General features: G+C 69.3%; 18 protein-coding genes and 1 pseudogene. 10 read left to right on the forward strand and 9 right to left on the reverse strand.

The annotated features are described in order from the left end of the window. Positions 1-65 precede the first annotated feature (65 nt). Positions 66-581, forward strand: coding sequence for a DUF6790 family protein (locus tag QM720_RS00535; protein WP_415124050.1), 516 nt, complete (start codon positions 66-68; stop codon positions 579-581). Positions 582-668: 87 nt separating this feature from the next. Here QM720_RS00535 and QM720_RS00540 read toward each other — a convergent pair whose 3' ends face one another. From QM720_RS00540 to nrdH, 5 genes and pseudogenes are all read right to left on the reverse strand, one after another. Further along, positions 669-2,090, reverse strand: a complete 1,422-nt coding sequence (locus QM720_RS00540; RefSeq protein ID WP_415124052.1) for a carboxylesterase family protein — start codon at positions 2,088-2,090, stop codon at positions 669-671. Between the two features lie 34 nt (positions 2,091-2,124). After that, a complete protein-coding gene (gene nrdF, locus QM720_RS00545) occupies positions 2,125-3,105 on the reverse strand; it encodes a class 1b ribonucleoside-diphosphate reductase subunit beta (protein WP_415124054.1) in 981 nt (326 codons plus the stop codon). A 69-nt stretch (positions 3,106-3,174) separates the two neighbouring features. Then, on the reverse strand, positions 3,175-5,331 hold the full coding sequence (gene nrdE / locus QM720_RS00550; RefSeq protein ID WP_415124056.1) for a class 1b ribonucleoside-diphosphate reductase subunit alpha: 2,157 nt from the start codon (positions 5,329-5,331) through the stop codon (positions 3,175-3,177). Further along, a pseudogene (gene nrdI, locus QM720_RS00555) lies at positions 5,313-5,763 on the reverse strand (class Ib ribonucleoside-diphosphate reductase assembly flavoprotein NrdI). Before nrdI ends, nrdE begins: the two are co-directional and overlap by 19 nt. A 5-nt stretch (positions 5,764-5,768) precedes the next feature. Next, positions 5,769-6,002, reverse strand: coding sequence for a glutaredoxin-like protein NrdH (gene nrdH, locus QM720_RS00560; protein WP_215488156.1), 234 nt, complete (start codon positions 6,000-6,002; stop codon positions 5,769-5,771). A 437-nt stretch (positions 6,003-6,439) separates the two neighbouring features. Here nrdH and QM720_RS00565 point away from each other — a divergent pair, with 437 nt between their 5' ends. After that, a complete protein-coding gene (locus QM720_RS00565; protein ID WP_415124058.1) occupies positions 6,440-7,645 on the forward strand; it encodes an MFS transporter in 1,206 nt (401 codons plus the stop codon). 184 nt (positions 7,646-7,829) lie between these two features. Here QM720_RS00565 and QM720_RS00570 read toward each other — a convergent pair whose 3' ends face one another. Continuing rightward, positions 7,830-8,732, reverse strand: a complete 903-nt coding sequence (locus QM720_RS00570; protein WP_415124060.1) for an IS982 family transposase — start codon at positions 8,730-8,732, stop codon at positions 7,830-7,832. A gap of 95 nt (positions 8,733-8,827) precedes the next feature. Here QM720_RS00570 and QM720_RS00575 point away from each other — a divergent pair, with 95 nt between their 5' ends. The 3 genes from QM720_RS00575 to QM720_RS00585 all read left to right on the forward strand — a co-directional run bounded on the left by QM720_RS00575 (position 8,828) and on the right by QM720_RS00585 (position 11,211). Continuing rightward, positions 8,828-9,592 (forward strand): alpha/beta fold hydrolase, encoded by a 765-nt coding sequence (locus tag QM720_RS00575; RefSeq protein ID WP_415124062.1) that lies wholly within the window; start codon positions 8,828-8,830, stop codon positions 9,590-9,592. Further along, positions 9,589-10,749: an acyl-CoA dehydrogenase family protein gene (locus QM720_RS00580; protein WP_415124064.1), complete on the forward strand. Its 1,161-nt coding sequence runs from the start codon at positions 9,589-9,591 to the stop codon at positions 10,747-10,749. Before QM720_RS00575 ends, QM720_RS00580 begins: the two co-directional genes overlap by 4 nt. Before the next feature lie 69 nt (positions 10,750-10,818). After that, entirely contained in the window at positions 10,819-11,211 is a 393-nt protein-coding gene (locus QM720_RS00585; RefSeq protein WP_415124066.1) for a hypothetical protein, read from the forward strand. 159 nt (positions 11,212-11,370) lie between these two features. Here the strand turns inward: QM720_RS00585 and QM720_RS00590 are convergent, their stop codons facing one another. Beyond that, positions 11,371-11,820, reverse strand: a complete 450-nt coding sequence (locus tag QM720_RS00590) for a nuclear transport factor 2 family protein (protein ID WP_415124068.1) — start codon at positions 11,818-11,820, stop codon at positions 11,371-11,373. A gap of 57 nt (positions 11,821-11,877) precedes the next feature. Between QM720_RS00590 and QM720_RS00595 the strand changes: the two genes are divergently transcribed. The 5 genes from QM720_RS00595 to QM720_RS00615 are packed head-to-tail and all read left to right on the forward strand — an operon-like array spanning position 11,878 to position 15,550. Further along, positions 11,878-12,501 carry a TetR/AcrR family transcriptional regulator C-terminal ligand-binding domain-containing protein gene (locus QM720_RS00595; protein WP_415124070.1) on the forward strand — a complete coding sequence of 208 codons (624 nt, stop codon included), beginning with the start codon at positions 11,878-11,880 and terminating at the stop codon, positions 12,499-12,501. Positions 12,502-12,505: 4 nt separating this feature from the next. Next, a complete protein-coding gene (locus tag QM720_RS00600) occupies positions 12,506-13,777 on the forward strand; it encodes a DUF445 domain-containing protein (protein ID WP_415124072.1) in 1,272 nt (423 codons plus the stop codon). 59 nt (positions 13,778-13,836) lie between these two features. Further along, positions 13,837-14,184, forward strand: a complete 348-nt coding sequence (locus QM720_RS00605) for a gamma-glutamylcyclotransferase family protein (protein ID WP_415124074.1) — start codon at positions 13,837-13,839, stop codon at positions 14,182-14,184. Beyond that, positions 14,184-15,074 (forward strand): arginase family protein, encoded by an 891-nt coding sequence (locus tag QM720_RS00610; RefSeq protein WP_415124076.1) that lies wholly within the window; start codon positions 14,184-14,186, stop codon positions 15,072-15,074. The genes QM720_RS00605 and QM720_RS00610 overlap by 1 nt, the downstream gene beginning before the upstream one ends. After that, complete coding sequence (locus QM720_RS00615) at positions 15,071-15,550, forward strand: SixA phosphatase family protein (RefSeq protein ID WP_415124078.1); 480 nt, start codon at positions 15,071-15,073, stop codon at positions 15,548-15,550. Before QM720_RS00610 ends, QM720_RS00615 begins: the two co-directional genes overlap by 4 nt. Positions 15,551-15,567: 17 nt before the next feature. Here the strand turns inward: QM720_RS00615 and hutI are convergent, their stop codons facing one another. Together hutI and hutU are read right to left on the reverse strand one after the other, a co-directional pair. Beyond that, on the reverse strand, positions 15,568-16,761 hold the full coding sequence (gene hutI, locus QM720_RS00620; RefSeq protein WP_415124080.1) for an imidazolonepropionase: 1,194 nt from the start codon (positions 16,759-16,761) through the stop codon (positions 15,568-15,570). Beyond that, positions 16,761-18,446, reverse strand: a complete 1,686-nt coding sequence (hutU, locus tag QM720_RS00625; protein WP_415124082.1) for a urocanate hydratase — start codon at positions 18,444-18,446, stop codon at positions 16,761-16,763. The genes hutI and hutU overlap by 1 nt, the downstream gene beginning before the upstream one ends. Between the last annotated feature and the right edge of the window lie 108 nt (positions 18,447-18,554).

Below are 18,554 nucleotides of genomic sequence, written 5' to 3' on the forward strand. Positions count from 1 at the left end.
TCCGCCATCACCCAGCCGGGCTGTCCCGGCGCCCGGGACCATGGTCCCGTCGTCGTCCCGCGGTCGTGACGCGTCTTCCGACCGGCACGGCCGGCCAGGTCTACGGTGGCGGCATGGGCTACTTCATCGTGGTGATCGCGCAGACGATCGTGCTGCCGATCGCGTGTGGCGTCTGGGAACTGATCGCAGTCGGGGGTGACCCCCTTCTGGTGTTCGGCAAGTGGTGGGTCTTCTGGGGCGTCGGCTCGCGACTGTTGCTCGCGGGGTTCGTACAGACCTCGGGCAAGGGCCCGACCGCGCAGATCCTCGGGTCGTCCCAGACGAGCACCGCCGAGCGTCAGCTCACAAAAGAGCTCGGCACCGCGAACATCGGCATGGGAATCGCCGGGCTGCTGGCGATCATCCCCGATTGGGCACTGCCGGCGGGCGTCGCGGGCGGTGTGTTCCTGCTGATCGCCGGTCTCATGCACGTCACCAAACGCGGCAAGAACGCGCAAGAGACCCTTGCGACATGGACCGACCTACTCGTCGGCGTGGTCGTCGTCATCCTTGCCGTGCGCATGCTGGCCGGAACGTGGTGAGCAACGCACGCTCACCCTCCCTCCTCGAAGCCGGTGTACCGCAACTGCTGGAACGCGCCGCCGAATACGCGGGGCTTTCCGGTGGAACTACCTCTTCTGGGCTGCTTGGGCGTCGCGGATGAGAGTGGTGACGGTGCTTTCGTGGGGCACCGGCCCGACCGCCACCGGGTCGGTGTAGAACCGCACCTGGTTTCCCTCCTGGAAGACGGGCCAGTCGACCCTCTGCGTCGTGATGAACTGCACCCAGTCGCCGTGCACTGCGTCGGCGAGCGCCTGCGGCGCGTTCTTCCCGACGAGCTTCTGTGCGTCCGGCGAAGAAAGGTCATCGAAGACGAAAGGCACCTCCATGACATGGCCGGCACCGAGGTCGTTCTCATCGGTCTTCCACGTGAACTCGTAGACGTTCGTCCGCGCCGGCCGGGCTTTCGCTGCCAGCAGACCAGGACCGCGCAGCAGCAGGTCGGTGATGAACTTCGAGAACAGCATGCCTGAACTGGCATCGGGGAACGCCTGTCGGTAGGCCTGCTCGGCGGCTTTCGATACCTTGAGCACCTTCTTGCCCGCCCAGTACTTGAACCCTTTCACCCCCGCAAGGTCTTGCGGCGAGAACCAGAGCAGAGCCTCGTCGGAATTCGCGCCGATGATCATGGGGACGGGCGATTGGATCACCCCGACAGCCGGATCGACGGGCAGCGTGTCCGGGTCGCGCGTGAGCGCGAAAGACGGCGCGCCGGTGAGGATGGTCTTGTTCCCCACCTGCTCACGTCGAGCCCGCAGGAGATCGTCGGGCGTGACGCCCAGGAAGCCCTCGCGTGTCGCGGGGACGCCAAGGCGCTTCGCGAGATCGGCGCTGAGCTTTGCGCCCTTCTCGGGGTCGTCGACGAGTAGAGGACCGCTCTCCATGATCGCTCCGGCAACAAGCTGGCCTTCGGGACGCGACAGCAGTGCGGCGACCATCGAGCCGCCGGCGGACTCACCGAAGATCGTGATCCTGTCGGGGTCACCGCCGAACGACGCGATCTCCGCACGGACCCAGCGCACCGCAGCGGCAGCGTCTTCGAGACCGAGGTTCCGTGGCGCGCCTTCGATGACGGAGAAACCTTCGCTTCCCAGCCGGTAGTTCATGGACACGAACACGATGCCGTCGCGAGCGAACGACATCCCGTTGTAGACATCGAGCGCGGCCGATCCCTTCTCGAACGCACCGCCGTGAATCCACACCGCCACGGGCAGGTTCTTCGCCCCGCTGGGCGACCAGACGTTCACGGTAAGGATGTCCTCGCCTGGAACGTTGATGCTGGGGAGAAACTCTGCCACTCGTGCGCGGTATGGCGTCTGCGGAGAAGTCGGCCCGAACGCCCCTGCGTCTCGCGGTTCCGACCAGGCTGTGACGGGCTGCGGCAGCCGGAATCGGTTCTCGCCAAACGGGGGCGCCGCATAGGGGATGCCGAGGGAGACATCGACGCCTTCTGATGTTCGACCGATCAGCTCACCGGTCGATATGGACACTCTCGGGTGCGACATTGCACTCTGCTCTCCCCCTCTAGAAGTCCCAGTCCTCGTCTTCCGTGGCGACGGCCTTCCCGATCACGTACGAAGAGCCCGAGCCCGAGAAGAAGTCGTGGTTCTCGTCGGCGTTCGGCGACAGGGCCGACAGGATCGCCGGGTTCACGTTCGTCACCGTCGACGGGAACATCGCCTCGTAGCCGAGGTTCATCAGCGCCTTGTTCGCGTTGTAGTGCAGGAACTTCTTGACGTCTTCGGTCAGGCCGATGCCGTCGTACAGATCCTGCGTGTACTGCGCCTCGTTGTCGTACAGCTCGAACAGCAGCGAGAACGTGTAGTCCTTCAACTCGTCGCGCTCGGCCTGCGTCAGGTTCTCCAGTCCCTTCTGGAACTTGTACCCGATGTAGTAGCCGTGCACGGCCTCGTCGCGGATGATGAGCCGGATGATGTCGGCCGTGTTCGTCAGCTTCGCCTTGCTCGACCAGTGCAGCGGCAGGTAGAAGCCCGAGTAGAACAGGAACGACTCCAGCAGCGTCGAGGCGACCTTGCGCTTGAGAGGCTCGTCACCGCGGTAGTAGTCCATGACGATCTGAGCCTTCTTCTGAAGGTTCGGGTTCTCCACCGACCAGCGGAACGCGTCGTCGATCTCCGGCGTCGAGCACAGCGTCGAGAAGATCGACGAGTAGCTCTTCGCGTGCACCGACTCCATGAACGCGATGTTCGTGTACACCGCCTCCTCGTGCGGGGTGATCGCATCCGGGATCAGCGACACGGCGCCGACCGTGCCCTGGATGGTGTCCAGCAGCGTCAGGCCGGTGAACACCCGCATCGTCGTGGTCTGCTCCTCGGGGGTGAGCGTCGCCCACGACTGCACGTCGTTGGACAGCGGCACCTTCTCGGGCAGCCAGAAGTTGTTCACGAGGCGGTTCCACACCTCGAGATCCTTGTCGTCCTGGATGCGGTTCCAGTTGATCGCCTGCACGTGGTCGACGAGCTTGAGCGGTTCGTGGGGGGTCATTTCGTTCTTCTTTCCTCACTGCGTTTCGTCTCGGGCGCGCAGCGCGCGCCCTCGCTCAACGACCGGGTCTTACAGCATGCAGCTGACGCAGGAGTCGAGCTGCGTGCCCTCGAGGGCGAGCTGGCGCAGGCGGATGTAGTAGATCGTCTTGATCCCCTTGCGCCACGCGTAGATCTGCGCCTTGTTGATGTCGCGCGTCGTGGCGGTGTCCTTGAAGAACAGCGTCAGCGACAGGCCCTGGTCGACGTGCTGCGTCGCGGCGGCGTACGTGTCGATGACCTTCTCGTAGCCGATCTCGTACGCGTCCTGGTAGTACTCCAGGTTCTCGTTCGTCATGAACGGCGCCGGGTAGTAGACGCGGCCGATCTTGCCTTCCTTGCGGATCTCGATCTTCGACGCGATCGGGTGGATCGAGCTCGTCGAGTTGTTGATGTACGAGATCGACCCGGTCGGCGGCACCGCCTGCAGGTTCTGGTTGTAGATGCCGTGCTCCTGGATGGATGCCTTCAGCTGGCGCCAGTCGTCCTGCGTCGGGATGTGGATGCCGGCGAACAGCTCCTTGACCTTCTCCGTCTGCGGAACCCACGCGGCATCCGTGTACTTGTCGAAGAACTCCCCCGACGCGTACGTCGAGTCGGCGAACCCGTCGAAGGTCGTGCCGCGCTCGATCGCGATGAGGTTCGACGCGCGCAGCGCGTGGAACAGCACCGTGTAGAAGTAGATGTTCGTGAAGTCCAGTCCCTCTTCCGAGCCGTAGTGCACGTGCTCGCGCGCGAGGTATCCGTGCAGGTTCATCTGGCCGAGGCCGATCGCGTGCGAGCGGTCGTTGCCGTCCTCGATCGAGCGCACCGAGGAGATGTGGCTCTGGTCGCTCACCGCGGTGAGGGCCCGGATGCTGGTCTCCACCGTGCCGGCGAGGTCCTTGCCGTCCATCGCCAGGGCGATGTTCATCGACCCCAGGTTGCAGGAGATGTCCTTGCCGATCTGGTCGTACGAGAGGTCTTCGTTGTACGTCGTCGGGGTGTTCACCTGCAGGATCTCGCTGCACAGGTTCGACATGTTGATCCGGCCCTTGATGGGGTTGGCCCGGTTCACCGTGTCTTCGAACATGATGTACGGATAGCCCGACTCGAACTGGATCTCGGCGAGGGTCTGGAAGAACTCGCGGGCGCCTATCTTCGTCTTCTTGATGCGCGAGTCGTCGACCATCTCGCGGTACTTGTCGGTGACCGAGATGTCGCCGAACGGCACCCCGTAGACCTTCTCGACGTCGTACGGCGAGAAGAGGTACATGTCCTCGCCGTTACGGGCCAGCTCGAACGTGATGTCGGGGATGACGACCCCCAGCGACAGCGTCTTGATGCGGATCTTCTCGTCGGCGTTCTCGCGCTTGGTGTCGAGGAACCGCAGGATGTCGGGGTGGTGCGCCGACAGGTACACGGCGCCGGCACCCTGACGCGCGCCCAGCTGGTTGGCGTAGCTGAAGCTGTCTTCGAGCAGCTTCATGACCGGGATGATGCCGCTGGACTGGTTCTCGATCTGCTTGATCGGTGCCCCTGCCTCGCGGATGTTGGACAGCAGCAGTGCGACGCCGCCGCCGCGCTTGGACAGCTGCAGGGCGGAGTTGATGCCGCGCGCGATCGACTCCATGTTGTCTTCGATGCGCAGCAGGAAGCAGCTGACGAGCTCGCCGCGCTGCGCCTTGCCGGTGTTGAGGAACGTCGGGGTCGCGGGCTGGAAGCGGCCCGAGACGATCTCGTCGACGAGCTGCTCGGCGAGGCGCTGGTCGCCGTCGGCCAGGCCCAGCGCCGTCATCACGACGCGGTCCTCGAAGCGCTCGAGGTAGCGCTTGCCGTCGAAGGTCTTCAGCGTGTAGCTCGTGTAGTACTTGAACGCGCCGAGGAACGTCTCGAAGCGGAACTTCGCGTCGTACGCGCGCTCGGTGAGCGCCTGGATGAACGCGAACGGGTACTTCTCGAGCACCGCGCCCTCGTAGTACTCCTTCTCGACGAGATAGTCGAGGCGCTCGCGCAGCGAGTGGAAGAAGACGGTGTTCTGGTTGACGTGCTGCAGGAAGTACTCGCGCGCAGCCCGCTTGTCGGCGTCGAACTGGATCTTGCCGTCGTCGCCGTACAGGTTGAGCATCGCGTTGAGGGCGTGGTAGTCCAGCCCCTCGAAGCGCGCATCGGTCTTGAAGGTCGCCTGGCTCACTGCAGCTTCCACCATCGTTCCAATCCGTCGCTCACACGGGCGACGTCGTCGGGCGTGCCGAAAAGTTCGAGCCGGTACAAGTGCGGCACGGTGCACTTGCGGCTGATGATGTCGCCGGCGAGGCAGTACGCCTCACCGAAGTTGGTGTTGCCTGCGGAGATGACTCCGCGCAGGTTGCTCCGGTTCCGTTCGTCGTTGAGGAACCGGACGACCTGTTTGGGGACCGCCCCCTTCTCCTCGCCGCGGCCCTGCCCGCCGCCGTAGGTGGGGGTGACGAGCACATACGGCTCGTCGACCACCAGCGGGGCGTCGGCAGGATGCAGCGGGATGCGCAGAGCCGGCCAGTGCCGTCTCTCGGCAAGCTTCTCGATGAACCGGGCGGTGTTGCCCGACACGCTCGAAGAAGTAGACGAGCAGCGGCGCCTCGGTCGCAGTCGCCGCGCTCATCGCCGTCACGCCAACCGGGAAGCCAGCTCGTCGATCTTGTCGGGACGGAAGCCCGACCAGTGGTCCTCGTCGGTGACGACGACCGGCGCCTGCAGGTAGCCGAGCGACTTGACGCGCTCGAGCGCTGCCGGGTCTTCGGACAGGTCGAGAACCTCGTAGTCGATGCCCTTCGAGTCCAGTGCGCGGTACGTCGCGTTGCACTGCACGCACGAAGGCTTGGTGTAGACCGTGATCGCCATTTTCCGACTCTTTCTCCCCTGAATTCCGCTGTGTTGCCGTCGACCGGGCTCCGATGCCTTGCCGGGAGCTCAATACTACATATGGGTATCGACATCGGGAAGCACCACAAGGGGTAGTAGTTACATCCGTGTAGTTTTCCACCGCTGTCCTTCGATACAACACAGGTTCTCCACCGTTTCATCCACAGTTCGCGACATCGGTCGCGAACCTGGAAAACGCCTGAATCACCGGCTTTTCCGGGCGGCATTCGGAGCGTTCTCCACAGTTCGGCACGCTACGCCGGGGTTCCGACATCGCATCCCTGTGGAATTCGCTCTTCGGCGTGTCGCGGGCGTGTCGCGGCGTGTCGCGCGCGGGTCGCGACGGATGCCGGGGCGCACCGCGGGAGGGCGCCCCGCCCGGCGAGTGCCCAGCATCCGGGCGATACCCTGGAGGGATGTCTGCCTACCGCGAGCTGCTGCGCACCCCCGGGGTCGCGCGCATCATCGCGGCCCAGCTGACGGCGCGGTTCCCCAACGGCATGACGAGCCTCGCGATCCTGCTGCACATCGAGCGGCAGACCGGATCGTACGGCGCGGCCGGGCTCGTGCTGGCGGCGGCATCCGTCGGCCAGGCCATCGCGGGGCCGGTGACGAGCCGGTGGATGGGCATGTGGGGCATCCGGCGCGTGCTCACCGCGACGACGGCGGTCTGCGCGGCGGCGCTGCTGGTCGTCGCGCTCGCGCCGCTGCCCCTCGTCGGCTTCATGGCGTTCGGCTTCGTCGCGGGGCTCTCGACGCCGCCGGTGCAGTCGGCGGTGCGCACGATCTACCCGAAGCTCGTCAACGCCCGGCAACTGACACCCCTGTTCTCGCTGGATGCCAGCCTGCAGGAGCTCATCTGGATCCTCGCGCCCGTGGTCATCACGATCGTCGCGACCCAGGTCGGCACCGTCCCGGCGCTGCTGCTGATCGTCGCCGTGCTCGTCGGCGGCGGGGCATGGTTCATCCTCTCGCCCGAGGTCGGGCGCGTCCGCATCCCGCGCAGCCGGCGCGCGTTCGGCAAGGTGCTGGGCAAGCCCGTCGTGCTGCTGGCGACCGTCATCGGCGTGCTGCTGATCGGCGCGTGCGCCGCCGTCGAGGCCGGCGTCGTCGCGACGTTCGGGCACGGCGGGCTGGAAGCCGGCATCGTGCTCGCGATCTTCTCGATCGGGTCGCTCGCCGGCGGCCTGTCGTTCGGGCACATCCCGATGGGGCCGTGGGCGATGGCGCGACGCCTGCTCGTCGTCGCCGTCGGCCTGTCGGCGACCGTGTTCTCGCTGACGTTCTGGTGGATCGGCGGATCGCTGCTGCTCGCCGGCATCGGCATCGCGCCGGCGCTGGCGGTGATGTTCGCGATGACCTCGGCATCCGTCAAATTCAGCGAGACCGCCGAGGCGTACGGATGGATCGGCACCGGCCAGCTCATCGGCGCCGCGGCCGGCTCGGCCGTCGCCGGCTTCCTCATCGACAGCTCCGGCCCTCCTGGCGCCTACTGGACGGCGGCCGGCTTCGCGCTCGCGGGCGTCATCGTGGCGGCCACGTGCGTGCGCGGGTTCCCCGACCTGCGCCACCGCGACATCAGCCCCATCCCCGACACCGAGCCGGTCTCGACGGTGTCCTAGGCACACGGTGTCCGAGGGCACGAGCGCGTGCCAAAAGCAGGGCGGATCGCACCTGCCGCTCCCTCTGGGACGCCGAAAGGCCGTTTCGCCCTGCTTTTGGCACCGCCGGCGGCCGGGACGCGCCCCCCTACCGCGCGGCGCTCGCGCGGCCGCGGCACGCCTAGATGGGTGAGTCCGATCGTTTTCAGTGGTCGTAGGCGATGAGGGATCGTTTGTTGGGGGCGTCGGTGAGCCAGTTGTGCCAGATTCCGGCGGCGAGGGCGAGGAGGCGGGCGGCGACGCGGGAGTAGACCCCTGCGGGTGTTCTGCCGCCGTGGTCTTCGAGGGTGAGTTGTCCTTTCAATGTGTCGAACACGGACTCGACCCATTGCCGGATGCCGCCGAGCTTCCCGAACCTGGGGTTCTCGTCCTTCCGGTCGGGACGGATCAGGTGTCCGCCGAGTTCGTCGGTGATGAAGGCCTCGAACTCGCGGCCCGCGAACCCCTTATCGCCGACGATCACCTGTCCAGGGCGGACGAGATGCTGGTCGTGCCGGAGTAGTGCCTCGGTGACCTCGCGTTCTCCGATCTTCGGGTTCGCGAGCCCCCAGATCACGGGCATCCCGTCGGGAGTGCAGACAAGGTAGAGCCGGAACCCCCAGAAGTATCGGGAGTGGGATGCACAGTACCCGTAGCCGGCATGCCCGGCCAGGTCGGAGCGTTTCACGGTCTCCCTCGACGCGGCGCAGGGCACCGGGGTCGAGTCGACCAGCCGGGTGATCTCACCCCAGGACGGGGTGTCGCGAGCGAGCTCGGTGATCACCGCCGACAGCAGCCCAGTGGCTTGCCGGACGCGTTTGCCCCATCCGGACTGTCCAGGCAGGTTCGGGAACATCCCGATGAAGTGCTTCCGTGCGTGCCGGATCCACTTACGGTCCGACGCAATCCCGAGCAGATGCTGCGCGACCAGCAGACACAACAGCTCGACGTCGTTGAGCGCGGGCTTACGGCCCGGTGAACGATCCCGGGTGAAGCCGATCGCTGGAAGGATCCGGTCATCGAGGTGGACGTAGAGTGTGATCAGGAGGGTGTTGAGTTCAGTTTTCACACACCGGGGTTAACACCCTCCGCCTCGCATTAACAGCGTCCACGCCGCGTCAGAGCCAAACAAGCCAAACGGACTCACTCATCTAGGCTGAAACCATGCCCGCACCCGTCACCCTGCCCCGCCTGTCGTGGGGCGACCCGCGCGCCTCGCACCGCGCCCTGCTGATCCACGGCCTCGGCTCCAACGGCGCCCTCATGTGGCGGTACGGCGCGTGGCTGGCCGATGCCGGCTGGCACGCCACCGCGGTCGACCTGCGCGGGCACGGCACGGCGCCCCGCGCCCTCGACTACACGATCGCCGCGTACGCCGCCGACGTCGCGCAGACCGGCACGCACGACGACGCCCCGTGGGATCTCGTCATCGGCCATTCGCTCGGCGGCGCCGCGGCCACCGTCGCGAGCGCCGGCTCGCCCGCGTGGACGCGGCGACTCGTGCTCGTCGACCCCGGCATCCACCTCGCGGACGGCGACCGCGACACCGTGCGCGCGAGCCAGGAGGCGGCCTTCGCCGACCCGTCGCAGGCCGCCGTCCGCGCCGAGCACCCCGCCTGGCACGAGCAGGACATCGAGCTGAAGGCGCTGTCGGCGCAGCAGGCGAGCCGCTGGGCGGTCGAGCAGACCGACGTGCAGAACACCCCCTGGGACGTGCGCGCCGACGCCGCCCGCCTCGCCGTCCCCACCCACATCATCGCGAGCGACCCGGCGGTGTACTCGATCTTCCAGGGCGCACTCGCCGAGGAGGTGCTGCGCAACCCGGTGATCTCGATGTCGGTCGTCACCGGCGCCGGCCACTCGCCGCACCGCGATCTGCCCGAAGACACGATGCGCCACCTCGAGCAGGCTCTGGCGGAGCTGGCATGACGGCGTTCGACCCGGCCGGCATCCTCCCCGACGACCTGCTCGAGCGCATCCGCTCCCGCGCCGCGCAGGTCGACGCCGAGAACCGCTTTCCCGACGAGGATCTCGCCGAGCTGGTGGATGCCGGCTACCTCCGCATCCTCGTCCCGGAGGCCCTCGGCGGGTTCGGCCTGAGCCTGGCCGACGCGTCGGCGCTGCAGCAGCGCCTGGCGACCGCGGCGCCGGCGACGGCCCTCGCGATCAACATGCACCTGGTCTGGACCGGGGTCGCCAAGGTGCTGGCCGACCGCGGCATCGACAGTCTGCGGTTCGTGCAGGAGGGGGCGGCATCCGGCGACGTCTTCGCATTCGGCATCAGCGAGGCCGGCAACGACCTCGTGCTGTTCGGCAGCGACACCGTCGCCGAGCCCCTGCCGGGCGGCGGATACTCTTTCGCCGGCACGAAGATCTTCACCTCGCTCGCCCCGGTGTGGACGCAGCTCGGACTGCATGGCCTGGACACCACCTCGCCCGACGGCCCGAAGATGGTCTACGCGTTCGTGCCCCGCTCGGATGCCGTCCTCACGCGCGACGACTGGGACACCCTCGGCATGCGCGGCACGCAGTCGCGCACGACCGAGCTGCACGGCGCCGTCGCGCCGGCCGATCGCGTTGTGCGCCGCGTGGATCCCGGGCCGAACCCCGACCCCATCGTGTTCGGGATCTTCAGCGTGTTCGAGGTGCTGCTGGCGTCGGTGTACACCGGCATCGCGCGGCGCGCGCTCGACCTCGCGGTCGCGGCGGCCCGGGGCCGCGTGTCGAAGAAGACCGGGATGCCGTACAGCGACGACCCCGACATCCGCTGGCGCATCGCCGAGATGGCCCTCGCCTACGACGGGATGCTGCCGCAGCTGGCCGCAATCGCGACCGACATCGACGCGCGCGCCGACCACGGCGGCCTGTGGTTCGCGAAGCTCAGCGGCCTCAAGCACCGCGCGGTGGTCACGGCCAAGCGGGTCGTCGACGAGGCGATGCTGGTGGCCGGCGGCTCGTCGTACTTCACCCGCAACGAGCTGAGCCGCCTCTCCCGCGACGTGCTGGCCGGGATGTTCCACCCCTCCGACCCCGAGTCCGCGCACTCCACCGTCGCCGCCGCGTGGCTGGGCCCGGTCGGGGCATAGCCGCCGGGTTCATCCGTCACGAATCACGGCATCCGGCGCGTTTCGGCACGCTTTGCGACAGATGAAGCCATGCCCACCGCGCCATCGGGTTCATCCGTCACGAATCACGCCTACCGGCGCGTTTCGGCACGCTTTGCGACAGATGAAGCCACGCCCACCGCGCCATCGGGTTCATCCGTCACGAATCACGCCTACCGGCGCGTTTCGGCACGCTTTGCGACGGACGAAGCCACGCCCGCCGCGCCGCCGGGCTCATCCGTCACGAATCACGCCTACCGGCGCGTTTCGGCACGCTTTGCGACGGACGAAGCCATGCCCACCGCGTTCATCCGGCGCGAATCACGGCCATCGGTGGGTTTCGGCACGCTTTGCGACGGACGAAGCCACGCCCACCGCACCGCCGGGTTCATCCGGCGCGAATCACGCCTACCGGTGCGTTTCGGCACGCTTTGCGACGGATGAAGCCATGCCCACCGCGTTCATCCGTCACGAATCACGGCCACCGGTGGGTTTCGGCACGCTTTGCGACGGATGAACGAGCCGCCGCGCCACCGCGCCACCGCGCCGCCACACCACCGCGCCACCGCGCCACCACGCCACCGCGGCCGGCATCCGCCGCGTCTACTCGATCGGGGCGGCGGATGCCTCGTCGATGCCGGCGGCGGCGACCGCGCGCAGGGCGCGTTCGAGCACCTGCAGATCCTCGATCGTCTCGACCGACGTCACCTTGCCCCACGACAGCGTGAGGAACTGGAAGACCGTGTTCGCGTAGGCGACGCCGCCGGGGAGCGTCCCCGACACCTTCGACCGCAGCGCGACGCGCGTGCGCGCGGGGCCGCCGTTCACGAGGATCTCCTGGATGTCGAAGCGCGCACCGGGCAGCAGGCGCAGCGTCCGCTCCCACCAGCGGACCATCGCCTCGCGCGACGTGCGGCGTCCGCCGAGGGCGTGCTCGCCGTGGAAGACGTACTCGAACTCGGGTGCGAGCCCGTCGACCATCGTCAGGTAGTCGCCCTCGTTGATCCGGTCGAACACGGCGCGCACCTTCGCCCGCACGATCGTCTTGTACATGACACTCCCCCATCGAATCCTTCGCCCGACGCAACTTACGTTACTATCAGTAACACTATGACGCGAACCGGCCGCCCCCGCAACACCGACATCGACGCGGCGATCATGCGGGCCATGGCCGAGCTCATCGCCGAACGCGGCTACTCCCGCGTCACCGTCGACGACGTCGTCGCCCGCGCGGGCACGAACAAGCCCGCGTTCTACCGGCGCTTCCGCGACCTCGCCGACATCGTCCCCCGCATCCTCGCCGCCCGGCACGGGCGCGACGACGACATCGACACCGGCGCGCTCGTGACCGACCTCCGCGAGGTGCAGCGCCGCCAGCAGCAGCTGTTCACCGACCCCGTCGTCACGCGCGGCTTCGCCGGCTGGATCGGCGAGCTCAGCGTCCACTCGGAACGGATGCGGCCCTTCGTCGAGGGATACCTCGCCCCGCGCCGCGCCTACACCTGCGTCATCCTCGGGCGCGCCGTCATGCGCGGCGAGATCGCCCCCGGCGCCGACCCGGCCTGGATCGCCGATCTCCTCACCGGACCGCTCCTCATGCGCGTCGTCATGCCGGGCCTGCCGCCCATCGACGGTGCCCTCATCGCGCAGACCGTCGACGCCGCGCTCGACGTGCTCGGCTACGTCGGCATGCGAGGCGGGGCAGCCGCGTCGAAGCCCGCCGTGCGAGACTAGCCAGATGGCGCGCACCCCGACCGAGCTGCTGAGCCCCGCCGATCAGGAGCGCCGCCGCGCCCTGCGCGTCATGAAGGGCGTCGCGCTGGGCGCCCTGGTCCTCATGGCGATCGTCTTCGTCGTCGCGTTCGTGCTGCAGGAGCGGTATCCGTGGCTCGCGTACGTCCGCGCCGCCGCCGAGGGCGGCATGGTCGGCGCGCTGGCCGACTGGTTCGCCGTGACGGCGCTGTTCCGGCATCCGCTCGGCATCCCGATCCCGCACACCGCGATCATCCCGCGCCGCAAGGACGAGATCGGCCGCACCCTGGGCGAGTTCGTCGAGACGAACTTCCTGGAGGGCTCGGTCGTGCGCACCAAGCTCGAATCCACCGCGATCGCGGCGACCGCGGGCCGCTGGCTGCAGGCTCCGGAGCACGCCGAGACGGTCGCGTCCGAGGCGTCGACGATGGCGGCCGGCATCCTGCGTGCGCTCAGCGACGACGAGGTGCGCGACCTCATCAGCGACCTCGCCCGCGAGCACCTGCTCGATCCGCAGTGGGCGCCGGCGATCGGCGGCTGGCTGACGAAGGTGCTGGATGCCGACGCGCACCGCGGCGCCGTCAATCTCGGCATCGACAGCATCGCGACGTGGCTGGCGGCGAACCGCGAGTCGTTCAGCGGCCTCGTCTCGCGGCGCCTGCCGTCCTGGGTGCCCTCGGTGGCGATGCGGCTCGTCGACGACACCGTCTACCACGAGGCGGTCAAGTTCGCCGCCGCCGTGCAGGCCGACCCGCAGCACCCCGCGCGCATCGCCATCGACCGCTACCTCGCGCGTCTGGCCGACAACCTGCAGCACGACCCCGCCACCATCGGGCGGCTCGAAGACGCCAAGAGCGCCGTCTTCGACAGCCCGCGCGTGCGCGAGCTCGCCGCCGAGGCGTGGCACACCGCCAAGTCCGGGCTCCTGCGCTCGCTCGACGACCCCGGCAGCGCCCTGCGCCGGCGCATCGTGGCCGCGCTCGTCGAGATCGGCGAACGGCTCGCCTCCGACCCGGGGCTGCAACGCCGCGTCGACGATCGCGTCGCCGACGCCGCCGTCTTCCTCGTCGACCGCTACCGCCACGACATCGCCTCGATCATCACCGACACGGTGGAGAAGTGGGATCCGGCGGAGACGACCGAGAAGATCGAGCTCATGGTCGGCCGCGACCTGCAGTACATCCGTCTGAACGGCACCATCGTCGGCGCCCTCGCCGGCCTCGCGATCTTCGCGGTCGCGCACGCGCTGCTCGGGTGACCCCGACACGATCGGCAATGCGGCTGTGCGTGTCGCGCCCCCGGCAGTAGCCTGGCGGTGTGAGTGACGCGCCGCGCGACCAGCTGCTGTTCACCTACGGCACACTGCAATACGCCGAGGTGCAGCTCGACACGTTCGGCCGCCTGGTCGCGGGCGACGCCGACGTGCTGCCCGGCTACACGATCGACTACGCCGAGATCGAGGACCAGCGCGTCGTCGACATCTCCGGCGTCTCGGTGCACCCCGTGCTGCGGGCCACCGGGAACCCGGTCGACAAGGTCGTGGGCAAGGTGCTGCACATCACCGCCGACGAGCTCGACGCCGCCGACGAGTACGAGGTGGCGCTGTACCACCGCATCGCGGTGACGCTCGGCAGCGGCCGCACGGCCTGGGTGTACGTCGGCTGATGGCGCTCTCACACGACGACCTCTGGCCCCGCGCCGGCGACTGGCCGGAGCCTGCCGACGGGACCTGGGATGCCGTCATCCTCGGCGCCCCGGCATCGAAGACGTCGCTGTCCCCCACCGGCGCCCACGCGACACCCGGCGCCGTCCGCGAGGCGCTGCGGCGCTACAGCCCGACCCTCATCGGCCCTCCGCCCGTCGATCTCAACGAGGTGCTGCGCATCGCGGATGCCGGTGACATCGACGACCCCGACGGCCCCGAGGGCGAGGCCCGGCTGCGGCACCGCGTGCGCGACCTCGCGGCGCGCGCCGACCTCGTCATCGCGCTCGGCGGCGACAACTCCGTGACCTACGGGGCGGCGCAGGGCATGGGCGCCGCGGGGCTCATCACCCTCGATGCCCATTACGATCTGCGCGACGGCGTCTCCAACGGCTCCCCCGTGCGGCGCCTGGTCGCCGACGGCCTCGATCCGCGACGGATCGTGCAGATCGGCATCGCCGACTTCGCCAACTCGGCGGCCTACGCGCGGCGCGCGGAGGATCTCGGCATCCGCGTCGTCACACTCGACGAGGTGCGGCGACGGGGGATCGACGCCGTGGTCGCCGAGGCGCTGGCCGTGGCCGGCGGAGGCGGCATCCATCTCGACATCGACGTCGACGTGTGCGACCGCTCGGTCGCGCCCGGTTGCCCGGCCTCGGTGCCGGGCGGGCTGCAGGCGTGGGAGCTGCGCGCGCTGGTGCGCGGCATCGCCGCGGATGCCGCCGTCGCCAGCGCCGACATCGTCGAGGTGGATGCGACCGCCGACGCCGCCGACGGCCGCACGGTGCGCCTCGCGGCGCTGTGCGTGCTGGAGCTGCTGGCCGCGCTGCACACGAGGAGGATCCGCGCATGACGACGCTCGTGCTGGTGCGCCACGCGAAGAGCGACTGGGGTACGCCGCAGCTTGGCGACCACGACCGGCCGCTCAACGACCGCGGCCTGCGCGATGCGCCGGAGATGGCGCGGCGGCTGGCCGAGACCGGGCTGCGGCCGACGGCGATCCTGTCGTCGACGGCGCTGCGCGCCCGCACGACGGCCGGGTTCTTCGGCGCGGCGCTGGGACTCGAGCCCGAACCCGACCCGGAACTGTACGGCGCCCCGGCGCGGACGCTGCTGGGCGCCGCCGCCCGGCGCGGCGCGGCCGCGGTCGTCGTCGTCGCGCACGACCCGGGCATGACGGTGCTCGCCGAGGCGCTTTCGGGCGGCGGTATCGGCCACATGCCGACGTGCGCCGTCGCGGTCTTCGAGTGGGCGACGAGCGACTGGGACGTCGCCTCCTCGATCGGCCCCGATCGGTGGAGCTTCGACGCGCCGGGGCACGGGCAGTGAGCGCGCCGCGGGATGCCTCAGCCGCGCGCTGACACGCCGTTCCGGTAGACGGCGTGCACGAGCGGCACGCCGGGCCGATAGGCGAGGTGCGTGCGCGTCGGCGCGTCGAGGACCACCAGGTCGGCGCGGGCGCCCACGCCCAGGTGACCGACGTCGGCGCGACGGAGGGCCCGCGCTCCCCCGGCGGTCGCCGCCCACACGGCCTCGGCGACGGTCATGCCCATCTCGCGCACGGCGAGGGCGATCATGAGCGGCATCGAGCTCGTGAAGCTCGTGCCCGGATTGCAGTCGCTCGCGAGCGCGACCGTGACCCCCGCGTCGATGAGGCGCCGCGCATCGGGGTACGGATGCCGCGTCGAGAACTCCACTCCGGGCAGCAGCGTCGCGACGGTGTCGCCGGCGGCGAGGGCTGCGACGTCGTCGTCGCTGAGGTAGGTGCAGTGGTCGACGGATGCCGCGCCCAGCGCGACGGCCAGTTGCACACCTGCGCCGGGGCCGAGCTGATTGCCGTGCAGCCTCGGCCGCAGGCCCGCCGCGACGCCCGCGCGGAGGATCCGCTCCGTCTCGGCGGGTGTGAAGGCGCCGGTCTCGCAGAACACGTCGATCCAGCGGGCGTGCGGCGCGACTGCGGCGAGCATCTCGCCGCAGACGAGGTCGACGTAGGCGTCGCGGTCGGCCCTGTACTCCGGCGCGACGACATGCGCCCCGAGGTAGGTGACCTCGTCGGTGACGCCCCGGGCGAGGCGCGCCAGGCGCGCCTCGCCCGCGACCGTGAGGTCGTAACCCGTCTTGATCTCGAACGTCGTCGTGCCCTGCGCGTGCAGCTCCCGCACGAATCTGGCCAGCCGCGCGCGCAGCTCGTCGTCGGAGGCCTCCCGCGTCGCCCGCACCGTGCGTCGTATGCCGCCGGCGGCATACGACGCGCCCGCCATCCGCGCCTCGAACTCGTCGGCGCGGTCTCCGCCGAACACGAGGTGGGTGTGGCTGTCGACGAAGCCCGGGACGACCGCGCTACCCCCGGCATCAACCACCTCGTCCTCACCCCGCGCGGCATCCTCTGGCGTTTCGTCCGCACAGCCGACCCACGCGACGCGGCCGTCGTCGATGAGCACGGCGGCGTCGCGGATGAGGCCGGTCGCGTCGTCCGGGTCGTCACCGAGACCGGCGACGTTCGTCGTGAGCTCGCCGATGTTCGTGATGAGCGTGGGCATCACAGCCCCATCGGAACCTTGAGCCCGCGCTCGCGCGCGATCTCGCGCGCGTGCTCGTAGCCGGCATCCACGTGGCGCATGACCCCCGTGCCGGGGTCGTTGGTGAGCACGCGCTCCAGCTTCTGGGCGGCGAGTTCCGATCCGTCGGCGACGGTGACCTGGCCGGCGTGGATCGACCGGCCGATGCCGACGCCGCCGCCGTGGTGCAGCGACACCCACGACGCACCGGATGCCGTGTTCAGCAGCGCGTTCAGCAGCGGCCAGTCGGCGATCGCGTCGGAGCCGTCCTTCATCGCCTCGGTCTCGCGGTAGGGCGATGCGACCGAACCCGAGTCGAGGTGGTCGCGGCCGATGACGATCGGCGCCGACAGCTCGCCGGAGGCGACCATCTCGTTGAACTTCAGGCCCGCGAGGTGCCGCTCCCGGTAGCCGAGCCAGCAGATGCGCGCCGGCAGCCCCTCGAAGTGCACCGTGGAGCCGGCCTTGGACAGCCAACGGTGCAGGGCGGCATCCTCGGGGAACAGCTCGGCGATCGCACGGTCGGTCCTGTAGATGTCCTCGGGGTCGCCCGACAGCGCCGCCCAGCGGAACGGGCCGCGGCCCTCTTCGAACTGCGGGCGGATGTAGGCCGGCACGAACCCGGGGAACGCGAACGCGCGGTCGAACCCGCCCAGCTGCGCCTCGGCGCGGATCGAGTTGCCGTAGTCGAACACCGCCGCCCCGCCGTCCTGGAACGCCACCATCGCGGCGACCTGCGCGGCCATCGACTCACGGGCGCGGCGCGTGAACCCCTCCGGGTCGGCGGCGGCCGCCTGCTTCCAGTCGTCGAACGCGACGCCGATCGGCAGATACGCGAGCGGATCGTGCGCGCTCGTCTGGTCGGTGACGATGTCGATCACGAGCTCCCCCGCCCGCTGGCGGCGCAGCAGCTCGGGAAAGACGAAGGCCGCATTGCCGACGACGCCGACCGACAGCGCCTCACCGGCATCCTTCGCGGCGACGACGCGGGCCACGGCGGCGTCGAGGTCGGTCGTGTACTCGTCGAGGTAGCCGTGGTCGACGCGACGGGCCAGGCGCGACTCGTCGACGTCGACGATGAGCACGACTCCGTCGTTGAGGGTGACGGCGAGCGGCTGCGCACCGCCCATGCCGCCCGCGCCGCCGGTCAGCGTCAGCGTGCCGGCGAGCGATTCGCGACCCTCTCCTGTCGAAGAACGCAGCGACCGGGCGACGGCGGCGAAGGTCTCGTACGTGCCCTGCAGAATCCCCTGCGTGCCGATGTAGATCCACGAGCCGGCCGTCATCTGGCCGTACATGATGAGCCCCAGCTCCTCGAGCCGGCGGAACTCGGGCCACGTCGCCCAGTCGCCGACGAGGTTGGAGTTGGCGATGAGCACCCGCGGCGCCCACTCGTGCGTGCGGAACACCCCCACCGGCTTGCCCGACTGCACGAGCAGCGTCTCGTCGGCCTCGAGCTCGTCGAGCGTGCGCACGATGGCGTCGAACGCCTCCCACGAGCGCGCGGCGCGGCCGGTGCCGCCGTACACGACGAGGTCTTCCGGGTGCTCGGCGACCTCGGGATCGAGGTTGTTCATCAGCATCCGCTTGGCGGCCTCGGCGCCCCAGCTCTTCGCGGTGCGCACGTTGCCGCGGGCGGCGCGGACGGTACGGGGTTCACTGGTCATGTCATTGGCTCCTTGCGGTGATCGAGAACAGGAGATTCGGCGAGAACAGGCCGATTCGCCGCTGATTCGTCCTGTTCTCGCGTGATCTCCTGTTTTCGGTGGCGGGTG

The sequence above is a fragment of the Microbacterium sp. genome (assembly GCF_047602155.1).
Classification (GTDB): Bacteria; Actinomycetota; Actinomycetes; order Actinomycetales; family Microbacteriaceae; genus Microbacterium.

Coding starts and splice junctions, on each gene's coding strand:
- nrdF (WP_415124054.1), bottom strand. CDS start 3,105: ATGACCCCCCACGAACCGCTCAAGCTCGTCGACCACGTGCAGGCGATC.
- nrdE (WP_415124056.1), bottom strand. CDS start 5,331: ATGGTGGAAGCTGCAGTGAGCCAGGCGACCTTCAAGACCGATGCGCGC.
- nrdH (WP_215488156.1), bottom strand. CDS start 6,002: ATGGCGATCACGGTCTACACCAAGCCTTCGTGCGTGCAGTGCAACGCG.
- QM720_RS00565 (WP_415124058.1), top strand. CDS start 6,440: ATGTCTGCCTACCGCGAGCTGCTGCGCACCCCCGGGGTCGCGCGCATC.
- QM720_RS00575 (WP_415124062.1), top strand. CDS start 8,828: ATGCCCGCACCCGTCACCCTGCCCCGCCTGTCGTGGGGCGACCCGCGC.
- QM720_RS00580 (WP_415124064.1), top strand. CDS start 9,589: ATGACGGCGTTCGACCCGGCCGGCATCCTCCCCGACGACCTGCTCGAG.
- QM720_RS00585 (WP_415124066.1), top strand. CDS start 10,819: ATGCCCACCGCGCCATCGGGTTCATCCGTCACGAATCACGCCTACCGG.
- QM720_RS00590 (WP_415124068.1), bottom strand. CDS start 11,820: ATGTACAAGACGATCGTGCGGGCGAAGGTGCGCGCCGTGTTCGACCGG.
- QM720_RS00595 (WP_415124070.1), top strand. CDS start 11,878: ATGACGCGAACCGGCCGCCCCCGCAACACCGACATCGACGCGGCGATC.
- QM720_RS00600 (WP_415124072.1), top strand. CDS start 12,506: ATGGCGCGCACCCCGACCGAGCTGCTGAGCCCCGCCGATCAGGAGCGC.
- QM720_RS00610 (WP_415124076.1), top strand. CDS start 14,184: ATGGCGCTCTCACACGACGACCTCTGGCCCCGCGCCGGCGACTGGCCG.
- QM720_RS00615 (WP_415124078.1), top strand. CDS start 15,071: ATGACGACGCTCGTGCTGGTGCGCCACGCGAAGAGCGACTGGGGTACG.
- hutI (WP_415124080.1), bottom strand. CDS start 16,761: ATGCCCACGCTCATCACGAACATCGGCGAGCTCACGACGAACGTCGCC.
- hutU (WP_415124082.1), bottom strand. CDS start 18,446: ATGACCAGTGAACCCCGTACCGTCCGCGCCGCCCGCGGCAACGTGCGC.